Annotated in this window: 10 protein-coding genes and 1 pseudogene; 10 read left to right on the top strand and 1 reads right to left on the bottom strand. The window is 71.1% G+C overall.

The window, feature by feature from the left end; all coding sequences use genetic code 11:
* The 5 genes from AC3A3H_RS02145 to AC3A3H_RS02125 all read left to right on the top strand — a co-directional run.
* Positions 1 to 938, top strand: a 938-nt coding sequence (locus AC3A3H_RS02145; RefSeq protein ID WP_487612893.1) for a carbohydrate ABC transporter permease, incomplete at its 5' end; no start/stop codon positions are given.
* Positions 938 to 1,771, top strand: coding sequence for a carbohydrate ABC transporter permease (locus AC3A3H_RS02140; RefSeq protein ID WP_487612892.1), 834 nt, complete (start codon positions 938 to 940; stop codon positions 1,769 to 1,771). The genes AC3A3H_RS02145 and AC3A3H_RS02140, both read left to right, overlap by 1 nt.
* 9 nt (positions 1,772 to 1,780) lie before the next feature.
* Positions 1,781 to 2,968, top strand: a complete 1,188-nt coding sequence (locus AC3A3H_RS02135; RefSeq protein ID WP_487612891.1) for a mandelate racemase/muconate lactonizing enzyme family protein — start codon at positions 1,781 to 1,783, stop codon at positions 2,966 to 2,968.
* A 10-nt stretch (positions 2,969 to 2,978) separates the two neighbouring features.
* A complete protein-coding gene (locus tag AC3A3H_RS02130; RefSeq protein ID WP_487612890.1) occupies positions 2,979 to 3,827 on the top strand; it encodes a fumarylacetoacetate hydrolase family protein in 849 nt (282 codons plus the stop codon).
* A complete protein-coding gene (locus AC3A3H_RS02125; protein ID WP_487612889.1) occupies positions 3,803 to 5,212 on the top strand; it encodes an aldehyde dehydrogenase (NADP(+)) in 1,410 nt (469 codons plus the stop codon). Before AC3A3H_RS02130 ends, AC3A3H_RS02125 begins: the two co-directional genes overlap by 25 nt.
* A 12-nt stretch (positions 5,213 to 5,224) precedes the next feature.
* Here AC3A3H_RS02125 and AC3A3H_RS02120 read toward each other — a convergent pair whose 3' ends face one another.
* Complete coding sequence (locus AC3A3H_RS02120; protein WP_487612888.1) at positions 5,225 to 6,385, bottom strand: ROK family protein; 1,161 nt, start codon at positions 6,383 to 6,385, stop codon at positions 5,225 to 5,227.
* A gap of 177 nt (positions 6,386 to 6,562) precedes the next feature.
* Here AC3A3H_RS02120 and AC3A3H_RS02115 point away from each other — a divergent pair, with 177 nt between their 5' ends.
* From AC3A3H_RS02115 to AC3A3H_RS02095, 5 genes and pseudogenes are all read left to right on the top strand, one after another.
* On the top strand, positions 6,563 to 7,849 hold the full coding sequence (locus AC3A3H_RS02115; protein WP_487612887.1) for an extracellular solute-binding protein: 1,287 nt from the start codon (positions 6,563 to 6,565) through the stop codon (positions 7,847 to 7,849).
* A 4-nt stretch (positions 7,850 to 7,853) separates the two neighbouring features.
* Entirely contained in the window at positions 7,854 to 8,852 is a 999-nt protein-coding gene (locus AC3A3H_RS02110; RefSeq protein ID WP_487612886.1) for a carbohydrate ABC transporter permease, read from the top strand.
* A complete protein-coding gene (locus AC3A3H_RS02105) occupies positions 8,849 to 9,736 on the top strand; it encodes a carbohydrate ABC transporter permease (protein WP_487612885.1) in 888 nt (295 codons plus the stop codon). The genes AC3A3H_RS02110 and AC3A3H_RS02105 overlap by 4 nt, the downstream gene beginning before the upstream one ends.
* Entirely contained in the window at positions 9,733 to 11,334 is a 1,602-nt protein-coding gene (locus AC3A3H_RS02100; RefSeq protein ID WP_487612884.1) for a glycoside hydrolase family 66 protein, read from the top strand. Before AC3A3H_RS02105 ends, AC3A3H_RS02100 begins: the two co-directional genes overlap by 4 nt.
* Positions 11,331 to 13,090 (top strand): annotated as a pseudogene (locus AC3A3H_RS02095) (glycoside hydrolase family 13 protein). The gene AC3A3H_RS02100 and the pseudogene AC3A3H_RS02095 overlap by 4 nt, the downstream one beginning before the upstream one ends.
* Position 13,091: the final 1 nt, after the last annotated feature.

Here is a 13,091-nt window from a genome sequence, read left to right as displayed (position 1 = left end):
CCGCGGCCGGCGGCCCCGTCGCGCCGGCCGGGCCGGTTTCCGCCCGCCGGCGCCGCCGGGTCATCGGCAGCCCGTGGACCCCGTACCTCTTCCTCGCGCCCGCGGCGCTCTACATCGTCGTCTTCCAGCTCGTCCCCCTCGTGCAGGAGGTCTACCTGAGCTTCACGAGGACGACGCTGCTCAACCCCACCGCGAGCGTCTGGGTCGGGCTGGCGAACTACCAGCGGGTGTTCGCCGACCCGGCCTTCCAGCGCACGCTGCTGACCACGGCGGTCTATGTGGTGTGCTGCGTCGTCGGGGCGGTCGGGCTCGGCCTGCTCGTCGCGCTGCTGCTGAACGGGCGGTTCCCCGGCCGGGGCGTCGCCCGTTCGCTGGTGACCATCCCGTGGGCCGCCCCCGGGATCGCCGTCGCGCTGATCGCGACGTGGATGTTCAACCCCCAGTTCGGCGTGCTGACCCGGCTGATGCGCGCGGTCGGCATCGACCCGGGCCCGAGCGGCGCCCTGGACAACCCCAGGCTGGCGCTCGCCGCGATCCTGCTCACGACGATCTGGCAGCTCGTGCCGTTCGTGGCCGTCGTGCTCCTCTCCGCGCTCCAGGCCGTTCCCCAGGAGCTGCTCGAGGCGGCGCAGATGGACGGCGCCGGCCGGTGGACGGTGTTCCGCGTGGTCACCTGGCAGGTCCTCAAGCCCACGGTCGGCCTGGTGGCCGTGCTGATGACGATCTGGTCGCTGCGGCGGTTCGAGCTGATCTGGCTGATGACCAGAGGCGGTCCGCTCGGCTCGACCCGGACGCTGGTGATCGACCTCTACTCGCAGGCGTTCGAGTCCAAGCAGCTCGGCGTCGCCGCCGCCATCGGCATGGTCGGCATCGTCATCGCCGTGATCGTCATCATCGGCAGCAGATTCGTCGCCCGCGCGGCGGCACGGGAGGCATGATGCGAACCACACGACGTCTCGGGGTGACCGGGCGCATGGTCGCGGTCCTCGTGGTCCTCGGCCTGGCGATCTTCCCGGTGTACTGGATGTTCGTCACCGCGCTGACGCCGGACTCCCAGCTCTACAGCGGCACGACCGGCCTCCTGCCCGACCTCGGCAGGCTCGGCGTCTTCGGCGACGTGCTCGCCGACGGGCAGGTGCTCGGCTGGCTGCTCAACAGCCTGATCGTCGCGGCGGGCACGACCGTGCTCTCCGTGGGGCTCGGCATCCCGCTCGGCTACGCGCTGTCCCGGTTCTCCTTCCGCGGAAAGCTGGTCGTCGGGCTCGCGCTGCTCTTCACGCAGATGCTCCCGGAGGCCCTGCTGGTCGTCCCGCTGTTCTCGATCTTCCGCCGGTTCGACCTGCTCAACTCGCTGCAGGGACTGATCCTCGCCGACACGGCGTTCGCCCTCCCGGTCGTGGCCCTCATCCTGAAGGGCGCGATCGACGGGGTGCCGCGCGAGCTCGACGAGGCCGTCCGCGTCGACGGCGGCCGCCCGTTCACGGTGCTCAGCCGCGTCATCCTCCCGCTCATCGCCCCGGCGGTGGCCGCGTCGGCGGTGATCGCGTTCTTCAGCGCCTGGAACGAGTACGTGTTCGCGGTGACGTTCGTGTTCGACAAGGGACTCCAGCCGGCATCGGTGGGGGTCGCCGGATTCATCGGGGAGCAGGACACCTCGATCCAGAGCATTATGGCGGTCGCCCTGTTGTTCACCCTGCCCGCCGTGGCCTTCTACCTGTTCGCACAACGCTATGTCGTCAGCGGTATGACCGCCGGCGCCGTGAAGGGATAACCCCAAGCCATGAAGATCATCAGCCTGGACACGGTCGTGGTCGACTTCTACCGGACGAACCTCGTGTTCGTCCTGCTCGGCACCGACGAGGGGATCACCGGCGTGGCCGAGGCGACCCTCGAAGGGCAGGAGCTCGCCGTGGTCGGCGCGGTCCGGCTGCTGGAGGAGCGGGTCATCGGCGCCGACCCCACCCGGATCGCCGAGACGATCTACCGGCTCAACCGCGACTCGTACTGGCGCGGCGGCCCGGTGTCGATGACCGCCCTGAGCGCGCTCGAGATGGCCATGTGGGACGTGTCGGCACGGGCGCTCGGCGTCCCCGTCCACCGGATGCTCGGCGGCCAGACCCGCGACCGGGTGCGCGCCTACGCCAACGGCTGGTTCTCCGGCGCCCAGACGCCGGACGATTTCGCCGAGGCCGCGCTCGCCACCGTCGCCCAGGGGTTCCGCGGGCTGAAGTGGGACCCGTTCGAGGCCGCCGACCTGACCGCCGGCGCCGCCGACCTCCGCCGCATGCTGGAGCCGGTCGCCGCTGTCCGGGCCGCGGTCGGGGACGACATCGAGCTGTTCATCGAGGGCCACGGCCGGTTCGACGTGCCGACCGCCATCCGGGTCGCGCGCGAGCTGGAGCAGTTCCAGCCGGTCTTCTTCGAAGAGCCGAGCCCGCCGGACAGCATCGACGCGCTGGTGGAGATCCGGTCCAAGTCGCCGGTGCCCATCGCGGCGGGCGAGCGCTGGTTCGGCCGCAACGCCTTCCTCCCTGTACTGGAGCGCGGGGCTGTGGACTACCTCCAGCCGGATGCGACGCACGCCGGCGGCCTGTCCGAGCTGGTGTTCCTCTCCACCCTCGCGGCCGCGCACTACGTGCCGTTCGCGCCGCACAACCCGTCCGGTCCGCTCAGCACGGCGGCGACCCTGCAGCTCGGGGCGGCGCTGCCCAACTTCCGGTACCTGGAGATCATGGCGACCGACGTGCCGTGGCGCAGCGACATCTCCACCGAGGCGCTGACCCTGACCGACGAGGGCGACATCCTCATCCCGGAGGGCGTCGGGCTCGGCATCGAACTGGATCTGGACGCGATCGCCGAGCACCCGTACACCTCCCACCCGATGCGGATCTTCGAGGACGCGGTGGCCGACATCCGCCCGGTCGACGCCCGCTCGTACTTCCACCGCCCGACCGTCCCCGCCAGCTGAGGAGTCCCCCGTGCAGCTTCACCGCTCTTCCGACGGCCGCGTCGTCGTCCACCGCGAGGACGGCCACCGGCTCGTGCCGGTGTCGTCGATGGCCGAACTGCTCCGGCTCCGGTCGTCCGAGCTCCGCGCCCTCCTGGAGGGCGACCTGGCGCCCGCCGAGCCAGGGGCCGCCGCCGCGCCGATCGACGGGCGCACCGAGGTGTGGGCGAGCGGCGTGACCTACCTGCGCTCCCGCACCGCCCGGATGGGCGAGTCGGCCGACCCGGACATCTACGACCGCGTCTATGCGGCGGAGCGGCCCGAGCTGTTCTTCAAGTCGGCGGCGTGGCGCGTGGTCACCGACGGGGAGCCGGTCGCGATCCGGGAGGACTCCGGCTGGGATGTGCCGGAGCCCGAGCTCGCGGTGGTCGCCAACCGCTACGGCGAGATCGTCGGTTACGGCGTCTGCAACGACCTGAGCTCGCGTTCGCTGGAGGGCGAGAACCCGCTGTACCTCCCGCAGGCGAAGGTGTTCGCCGGAGCCTGCGCGCTCGGTCCGGTCATCCGGCCGGCGTGGGAGGTCGACGCGACCGCTCTGGAGATCCGGCTCCGGATCGAACGCGACGGCGCGGCGGTCGTCGACGAGTCCGTCTCCACCGGGTCGATCGCGCGCCCGCTGACCGACCTGGTCGACTACCTGTTCCGGGCGGAGAACTTCCCGGACGGCGCCTGGCTCTCGACCGGCACGGGCATCGTCCCGCCGGACGAGTTCACCCTGCGCGTCGGCGACCGGGTGACGATCGAGGTGCAGGACGTGGGCTCGCTCAGCAATCCGGTCATGTCGGGACGGGACGCGTGGGACTTCCTGGCGGCGCGATGAGCGCGGGGGAGGTGGCCGAGGTGGACGCGGCGTGCGCTGCGGCCGCCGACGCCGCGCAGGAGTACTCCGCCGCACCCGTCTCGGCGCGTGCGGCACTGCTGACGTCGATCGCCGACCGGCTCGACGCCGACCGGGACGCTCTCGTCGCGCTCGCCGACGCCGAGACGCACCTCGGCGCCGCCCGGCTGGCCGGCGAGGTCGGCCGGACGACCGGACAGCTGCGGGCGTTCGCAGAGCTGATCGCGAGCGGCCCCGAGGCCGTGGTCGACCATCCCGTGGGCTTCCCGGAACTGCGCCGGGTGCCGGTGCCGCTCGGCCCGGTGGCCGTCTTCGCCGCCAGCAACTTCCCGTTCGCGTTCAGCGTCGCCGGTGGTGACACGGCCTCCGCCCTCGCCGCGGGCTGCCCGGTGGTGGTCAAGGCGCATCCCGGCCACCCGGAGCTGTCGCGGGCGACCGCGCGGCACATCGCCGACGCGCTGGCCGCGGTGGGACTTCCGGCCGGCGTGTTCGCGCTCGTCGACGGGTTCGAGGCGGGGGCGGCCCTCGTGCAGCATCCCGCGATCGCCGCCGTCGGCTTCACCGGTTCGCTCGCCGGCGGGAGGGCGCTGTTCGACCTGGCGGCCCGCCGCCCGGACCCGATCCCGTTCTACGGCGAGCTCGGCTCGGTGAACCCGGTCTATGTCACGCGGGAGGCCGCCCGGGCGCGGCTGACCGGGATCGCCGAGGGCTTCGCCGAGTCGTTCACGCTGGGGGCGGGCCAGTTCTGCACCAAGCCCGGCATCGTGTTCGTCCCGGCCGCCGACACCGACGCCTTCACGGCGGTGGTCGCGGAGATGCTGACAGGCAGGCCGGCCGCCGCGATGCTGAACGAGCGCATCCGGAGCGGCTACGACGCGCTCGCCGCACGGTACGACAGCCGGCCGGGAGTGCGGACGGTGCTGCCCGGATCGGCCGGGCCCGGCGCGGTGACGCCCAGCCTCTACGCGACGACCCTCGACGTGTTCGCGCGCGACGTCGACACGCTCGCGGAGGAACGCTTCGGCCCCAGCGCGCTCGTCGTCGCGTACGACGACATCCGGCACCTCCCGGAGGCGTCCCGCGCCATCGGCGGGACGCTGACCACGACCGTGCACGCCGAGTCCGCCGCAGACGACGGCCTGCGGCCGCTGCTGACGGAGGCGACCAGGAACAGTGGCCGCCTGGTCTGGAACGGCTGGCCCACCGGGGTGGCGGTCTCCCCGGCGATGACGCACGGCGGCCCGTACCCGGCCAGCACGGCGTCGGTCACGACCTCGGTCGGGACCGCGGCGATCGAGCGCTTCCGGCGGCCGGTGACGTACCAGGGCTTCCCGGCGGAGGCGCTGGAACCGGCTGTGCGCGGCTGAGCCGTCCGGCGGCTACCGGGCGAAGCCCGGGTGGGTGCCGAGCACGTAGGTCTGGATTGCGATCACCGCGGCGCCGCGGCACCATTCGAGGTTGTCGCCGGAGGTCGTGATCAGGTCGAGCTGCGCGGCGCGCGGGTCGCGGTCTGCCGCGATTCCCTGGTCGATGGTCTCGCGCGCGACGTCGACGAGGCGGACGCCCTCCCCGCCCAGGACGATGCGCTCCGGCATCGTCAGGTTGGCCACGGCCGCCAGGAGCCGGCCGAGTCCGCGCCCGGCGTCGTCGACGACGCGGCGGGCGGCCGGCTCGCCCGCGGCGGCCAGGGTCAGGGCCTCGTCGTAGCTCACCTCGCGTCCGAGTGCCGTGCCGACCTCGTGCACGATGGCGGCCTGGGTGAGGACGCTGCGGGCGCAGCCGCGGTGGCCGGCCGGGCACAGCGGTCCGAACGGGTCGAGCGGCCAGTGGCCGATGAGGCCGATGCCGGTGTCGTCGTCGGCGACGATGCCGTCGTGGATGACGAGGCCGTAGCCGATGCCCGCACCGAGGGTGATCACCGCGAAGCGGTCCAGGCCGCGGCCGTAGCCGAACCAGTGCTCCGCCTCGGTGAACGCGACCACGTCGTTCTCGATCACGGTGGAGATGCCGACGCGCTGCTCGATCATGTCCACCAGGGGCACGTCCTCCCATTCGAGGAAGGCGGCGCTCGCGACGCGCGAGTTGTCCGCGATGCGGCCGCCGAGGCCGATGCCGATCGCCGTCACCGGAGGCACCTCGCGGGAGAGCCGCCGGGCCAGCTCGGCGATCGCGTCGGCGACGGTCTCGGGGTCGCGGGACGCGAACTCGACCAGGTCGGTGGCGATGACGTTCGCACGGAGGTCGGTGGCGACGCCCTGCACGCGGTCGGCCATGAGCTTCATGCCGATGAAGTGGCGGAAGCTCGGCACGACGTCCAGCGGTCGTGACGGGCGGCCCGTGCGGCCCTCGGCCAGCTCACCCGTCTCGACCAGGAGGCCGGTCTCGATCAGCGGCGCGCTCAACCGGGTGAGCGACCCGGGAGAGAGGTCGAGCCGCCGCGCGATCTCGCTGCGCGAGAGCGGGCCGTTGAGGAGCACCTCGAGCGCGACGGACCGGGAGGCGCCGGTGTCCGGCGCCCACGTCGGTGCAGTGACGGTCACGCTTCCCCCTTCGGTCGGTTCCCTCACTTTGGCATACGGAGATTGTTTCGTCAATCAACGAACTGCGTCGAAAACCGGCGATTCAAGACACTGTTGACACCGAGTTGCTTTTGTCATAGAAATAACTCCACACCGCGGGGCCCGCACCGAGCGCCCCCTTCCGACAGGAGAACTGCAATGAAGCGTTCCACCGCATTGGCCGCGACGGCGGCGCTCGCGGCATCCGTCGCACTGGTCGCGAGCGGATGCTCCGCCGCCTCGGGCGGCTCGTCCGACGGCTCGTCCAGCCACCCGGTCACCCTTACGTTCTGGGGCTCGTACGGCAACGGCGGCAACTCCACCCAGCAGGACGCGCTGAACCGCACCCTGATCCCCGCTTTCGAGAAGGCCAACCCCGGCATCACCGTCAAGTACGTGGACATCCCGTACGACAGCCTCCTCCAGAAGCTGACCACCAGCGCCGCCGGCGGCAGCCTCCCCGACCTCGTCCGCTCCGACATCGGCTGGGTGCCGCAGCTCGCCCAGCTCGGCGTCCTCACGCCGCTGTCCGACTCGATGTCGGACTTCGGCACGCTCTCCAAGGCGACCTACCCCGGAACGCTGGCCACGAACAAGTTCGACGGCAAGTACTACGGACTCCCGCTCGACACCAACACCCGCGTGCTCATCACCTCGCAGAAGGCGCTCGACGCGGCGGGCGTGAGCACCCCGCCCGCCACGTTCGACGACCTCGAGCAGATGGCGGCGAAGCTCAAGGGCACCGGCGTCTCGGTCTTCGCCGACAGCGGCCTCAGCGGCTGGAACATCTACCCGTGGATCTGGTCGAACGGCGGCGAGATCACCAACGCGAAGCTGACGAAGGCCAGCGGCTACCTCGACGGGCCCAAGTCGGTCGCGGCCGTGCAGATGCTGGTCGACCTCTACAAGGAGGGCCAGATCCCGAACCTCATCACGGGCAACCAGGGCGCGACCTCCACCTCCGACGGCCTCCCGACCGGGAAGTACGCGACCATCCTCGACGGCCCGTGGATGAAGGGGATCTGGGCCGGCCAGTACAAGGACTTCTCGCCGATCTACGCCCCCGTGCCCAAGGGCGACGGCGCGTCGACCAGCGTCGTCGGCGGCGAGGACATCGTGCTCACGGCCACGTCGAAGAACCAGGCCGCGGCGGAGAAGTTCATCCGCTTCACGCAGTCCGAGAAGTTCCAGATCGAGATGGCCAAGACCGGCCAGATGACCGTGGTCCCCGCGTTCGCGTCCAAGCAGGCCGCGATCGACCCGTACTACACGACCTTCGCCGACCAGCTCAAGACCGCCAAGCCGCGGTTGGCCATCCCTGAGGGCGCGAAGATCGACGGCATCCTGAGCGCCGCGCTGACGCCGGCCTTCACCGGGAGCACGAGCGTCAAAGACGCGCTGACCACGGCCGCCCAGCAGATCGACCCCCTGCTGACCGGAAAGTGACGACGTGAGCACCACAGCAGAACGGACCGCGCGCGCGGTGGGGGACGACCCCACCGCGCCGCGGCGCCGCGCCGGCGAGCCAAGGCGACCGCAGCAGCGGCGACGCGCCACGGCCGGCCGGCTCAGCGCGGGCGCCACCCCCTACCTCTTCATCGCGCCCGGGTTCATCCTCTTCGCCGTGCTGATCCTGCTGCCGATCCTCCAGGCCGTGCAGATGAGCTTCTACGACTGGAAGATCATGGCCGGGGCGGTCAGCCAGTTCCTGGGATTGGCGAACTACTCCCGCGCGTTCCAGGACCCGCACTTCTGGCTGAGCCTGACGAACAGCGGCGTCTACATGCTCTTCACGGTTCCGCCGCAGATCGTCCTCGGGCTGTTCATCGCCGTCCTCCTGAAGCGCAAGAGCCCCAGCCAGCCCGTCTTCCGCGTGCTGTTCTACCTGCCCGTCATCACGAGCTGGGTCGTCGTCTCCCTGCTCTTCAAGTACCTCTTCGCGGACAGCGGCCTGGTCAACTTCACGCTGCACGACTTCCTGCACCTGATGGACTCCGACGTGTCCTGGCTGTCCGGCCGCTGGACCGCGCTGGTCGCGATCTGCGCCCTCGGCGTCTGGAAGGGCGTCGGCTGGTCGATGATGATCTTCCTCGCGGCCCTCCAGGGCGTCCCGCAGTCGCTGGAGGAGGCCGCGACCATGGACGGCGCCGGCCGCTGGCAGCGCTTCCGGGTCGTCACGGTCCCCGCGATCTGGCCGTCGCTGCTGTTCGTCACCGTGATGCTCGTCATCGGCGGCTTCAACGTGTTCACCTCGGTGCTGGTGATGACCGGTGGGGGACCGGGCGGCCAGACCGACGTCATCCTGACCTACATGTACAACCAGGCGTTCAAGTTCCTCGACTTCGGCTACGGCTCGGCGCTCGCCGTGATCCTCGCCGTCATCGTGTTCGTGCTCGCCGTCGTCCAGCTGCGCGTCTTCCGCGACCGCGGCGGAGAGGACCTCTCATGACCGCCGCAGTGAACGACCGGCATACGGCGGGCCGGCTCGCCCGGCCGCGCCTGAAGACCCGGCGGACGCTCGGCGCGGGCGCACGGATCGCCATCCTCGTCGTCGGAGCCGCGATCATGGTCACGCCGTTCCTCTACATGCTGTCGACCAGCTTCAAGAGCCAGGCGTACGTGCTGACCGTCCCGCCGCAGTTCATCCCGAACCCGGCCACGACCGAGAACTACACGCAGGCGCTGACCACGCAGGACTTCGGGCTGTACTTCCTCAACTCGACGATCGTCGCGGTCGTCTCGACCGCGCTGTCGGTCCTGATCTCGTCGATGATGGCGTACGGCTTCGCGCGCTACCGGTTCGCCGGACGCGAGACGATGTTCCGGATCCTGCTGATCGGGCTGGTCGTCCCGGCGATGATGCTGATCATCCCGCAGTTCCTCATCGCGAAGATGTTCGGGCTCATCGACTCGCTCGGCGGCCTGATCGTCTTCTACGTCGCCGGCTCGCTCGCCCTCAACACCTTCCTGCTGCGCGGCTTCTTCGCCTCGATCCCCGCCGAGCTCGACCAGGCGATGCAGGTCGACGGCGCCAACGCGTGGACCCGGTACTGGCGGCTCGCCCTGCCCTTGGCGAAGCCCGCACTCGCGACGGCGACGATCTTCACGTTCCTCTCGTGCTGGGACGAGTTCGCCTGGGCGCTGACGATCATCAACACGCCGGAGCGGCGCACCCTCCCGATCGCCATCGCGCTGTTCCAGGGTGAGAACGCCACGCAGTGGGGGCTCGTCTTCGCCGCCTCGGTGATCGCGGTCGTTCCCGTCATCGTCGTGTTCCTCGTCTTCCAGCGCTACTTCGTGCAGGGCCTGACCTCCGGGGCGGTGAAGGGATGAGCGAGCTGCTGCCCGAACGGGCCTGGTTCGCGCCGGGCCAGGACGTCCGGATCGAGCTGCGTGACGTCTCCGGCGCCGGCGAGCTCACCCTCTGGCGCCTCGGCGAGCAGCAGGGCTCCCGGACGACGGACGGGTCCGGCGTCGTCTCGCTAGGGACGCCGGCGCCCGGAGGCTACGGCGTCGAGTGGACGGACGGATCCGTGCTCCTCCGCACCGCCGTCCAGGTCGCCGGAGAGGCAGCGCCGCGCCTGCGGTACGGCTTCACGGTCGATTACGCGCCGGGGCGCGATCCGCGCGGGCTGGTCGACACCGTCCGCCGCCTCCATCTGACCGACGTGCAGTTCTACGACTGGGCGTACCGGCACGCGGAGCTGCTGGGCGGCGGCGACGACTACGACGACGCGCTGGGCCAGCCGGTGTCGCTGGCCACCGTGCGGCGCCTGGTGGGCGCCGTCCGGGAGGCGGGAGCGCGCGCCCTCGGGTACGCGGCGGTGTACGCCGTGGGCCCGAACGAATGGGACGGCTGGAAGCAGTGGGCGCTCCTCGACGCGGCCGGCGAGCCGTATGCGCTCGGCGACTTCCTCTTCATCGTCGACCCGGCGGCCGTGCCGTGGCTGTCGCACTTCCGCGACGAGCTGGCGGCCGCGGTCGAGTCGGTGGGCTTCGACGGGTTCCACCTCGACCAGTACGGCTACCCGAAGCACGCGCGCCGCGCCGACGGCCGCGCGGTGGAAGTCGCCCGGTCGTTCGACGCGCTGATCCGCGGAGTGCGGGACCGGCTGCCCGACGCCCACCTGGTCTTCAACAACGTCAACGACTTCCCGACCTGGACGACTGCGGCGAGCCCGCAGGATGCGGTCTACATCGAGGTGTGGGATCCGCACCTGACGCTCGGCTCGCTCGCGTCCGTCGCCACCCGGGCGCGCGCGGCGGGCGGCGACAAGCCCATCGCGATCGCGGCGTACCAGCACATCTACGACTCGGCGCCCGCCGTCACGGCCGACCGGGCCACCGCCCTCACCATGGCGACGCTGTTCTCGCACGGCGCCACGCAGCTCCTGGCCGGGGAGGCCGACCGCATCCTGGTGGACCCGTACTACGTGCGCAACCACGCCGTGGAGGACTCGACGGCCGCGCTGCTGCGGCGCTGGTACGACTTCATGGTCGAGCACGACGAGCTGCTGTTCGATCCCGCGATCGTGGAGGTCACCGGCTCGTACGCCGGGCCGTACAACGACGACCTCGACGTGTCCTACGCGGACACGCCGGTCTCGGGCGACCCCGTCGCCGGCGCCGTCTGGCGTCGGGTCGTGCAGACTCCGCACGGCCTCGTCGTCCACCTCATCAACCTCGCCGGTCAGCCGGACACGCTCTGGGACGCCCCCAAGGCGGGCGTCCCAGACATCGGGCCGGGAACGCTGCGCCTGCGCGCCGTCGCCGGCGCGACGCCGCGCGTGCGCGTGGCCGATCCCGACGGATCGCCCCGGCTCGCCGAACTCCCGGTCGCCGCGGACGGGACGCACGCGACCGTCGTCCTGCCGCCTCCGGGGGCCTGGCAGCTCGTCCTCGTCGACCTCGAACCGAATGGAGCGTCATGACCGACCTGACCACGACCCCGGCCGGAGGCGGCGCCGCGCTCGCCGGCGACGACCAGTGGTGGCGTTCCGCCGTCGTCTACCAGATCTACCCGCGCAGCTTCGCGGACAGCGACGGCGACGGCATCGGCGACCTGCGCGGCATCCGGCAGCGGCTCGGTCACCTGCAGGAGCTCGGCGTCGACGTGATCTGGCTCTCGCCCATCTATGCGTCGCCGCACGACGACAACGGCTACGACATCAGCGACTACCGTGCGATCGACCCGGACTACGGCACCCTCGAGGACTTCGACGCGCTGCTCGGCGACATCCATGCGCGCGGCATGAAGCTGATCATGGACCTCGTGGTGAACCACACCTCGGACGAGCACCCGTGGTTCGTGGAGTCCGCGGCTCGCTCGACAGCCCGAAGCGCGACTGGTACTGGTGGCGGCCGCCGCGCGACGGGTTCGTCGCCGGTGAGCCGGGCGCGGAGCCGAACAACTGGGGGTCGTTCTTCTCGGGTCCTGCGTGGCAGCTCGATCCGGCCACCGGCGAGTACTTCCTCCATCTGTTCTCGCGCAAGCAGCCGGACCTCAACTGGGAGAACCCGGAGGTGCGCGAGGCCGTCTACGACATGATGAACTGGTGGCTCGACCGCGGGGTCGACGGGTTCCGCATGGATGTCATCAATCTGATCTCCAAGGTGGTGGAGCTTCCCGACGGCGAGGTGCCGGCCGGCGCCATCCATGGAGACGGCTTCCCCTTCTACGGTCACGGGCCGCGCATCCACGAGTTCCTGCACGAGATGCACGAGCGCGTCTTCGCCGGGCGCGCCGGCGAATTCCTCACCGTGGGCGAGATGCCCGGGGTGACGATCGACGACGCCCGGCTGTTCACCGACCCGGCCCGGGGCGAGGTCGACATGGTGTTCCAGTTCGAGCACGTCGGGCTCGATCACGGCGTCGGCGGCAAGTTCGACCCCCGTGCCTCGGGGCCGGCCGAGCTGAAGGCGTCGCTGGCCCGCTGGCAGGAGGGTCTCGCCGAGACCGGCTGGAACAGCCTCTACTGGAACAACCACGACCAGCCGCGGGCGGTCAGCCGCTTCGGCGACGACGCCGAGCACTGGCGGGAGTCCGCCACGGCGCTCGCGACGGTGCTGCACCTGATGCGCGGGACCCCGTACATCTTCCAGGGCGAGGAGCTCGGCATGACCAACATGCCGTTCGCCGCCGTCGAGGACTTCCGCGACATCGAGTCGCTGAACCACTATGCGGAGGCCGTCGGGCTGCGCGGTCAGCAGCCGGAGACCGTGCTCGCGGCACTGCGTGTGATGAGCCGGGACAACGCGCGCACGCCCGTCCAGTGGTCGGCGGAGCCGAACGCCGGGTTCACCACCGGTTCTCCCTGGATCGCGGTCAATCCGGGCTTCACGCGGATCAACGCCGCTGCCCAGTCCGCCGATCCCCGGTCGGTGCTGTCGTACTACCGTGCCCTCATCGCCCTCCGGCACAGCGATCGGGTCGTCTCGCACGGCAGCTTCGAGCTCGTGCTGCGGGAGCACCCGACGGTGTTCGCGTACACGCGGACCCTCGGCGACCGGCAACTGCTCGTGATCGCGAACCTCTCCGGGGAGCGGGCGCAGTACGACCTCCCGGACGCCGCCGCCTGGCGCGACGCGGAACCCGTGCTCGGCAACCGCGACGGCGGGCCGCCCCGGGTGGACGGGTGGTGCGAGCCGTGGGAGGCGCAGGTGTTCGTGCGGGAGATCGGGGCCTGAC

The organism is Leifsonia sp. Soil_N53 (assembly GCF_057655165.1).
This window is presented reverse-complemented; position numbering and strand designations above follow the sequence as displayed.

What these genes read in the sequence shown, in the direction of transcription:
- AC3A3H_RS02140 (WP_487612892.1), top strand. Translation starts at nt 938, where the DNA reads ATGCGAACCACACGACGTCTCGGGGTGACCGGGCGCATGGTCGCGGTC.
- AC3A3H_RS02135 (WP_487612891.1), top strand. Translation starts at nt 1,781, where the DNA reads ATGAAGATCATCAGCCTGGACACGGTCGTGGTCGACTTCTACCGGACG.
- AC3A3H_RS02115 (WP_487612887.1), top strand. Translation starts at nt 6,563, where the DNA reads ATGAAGCGTTCCACCGCATTGGCCGCGACGGCGGCGCTCGCGGCATCC.
- AC3A3H_RS02105 (WP_487612885.1), top strand. Translation starts at nt 8,849, where the DNA reads ATGACCGCCGCAGTGAACGACCGGCATACGGCGGGCCGGCTCGCCCGG.
- AC3A3H_RS02100 (WP_487612884.1), top strand. Translation starts at nt 9,733, where the DNA reads ATGAGCGAGCTGCTGCCCGAACGGGCCTGGTTCGCGCCGGGCCAGGAC.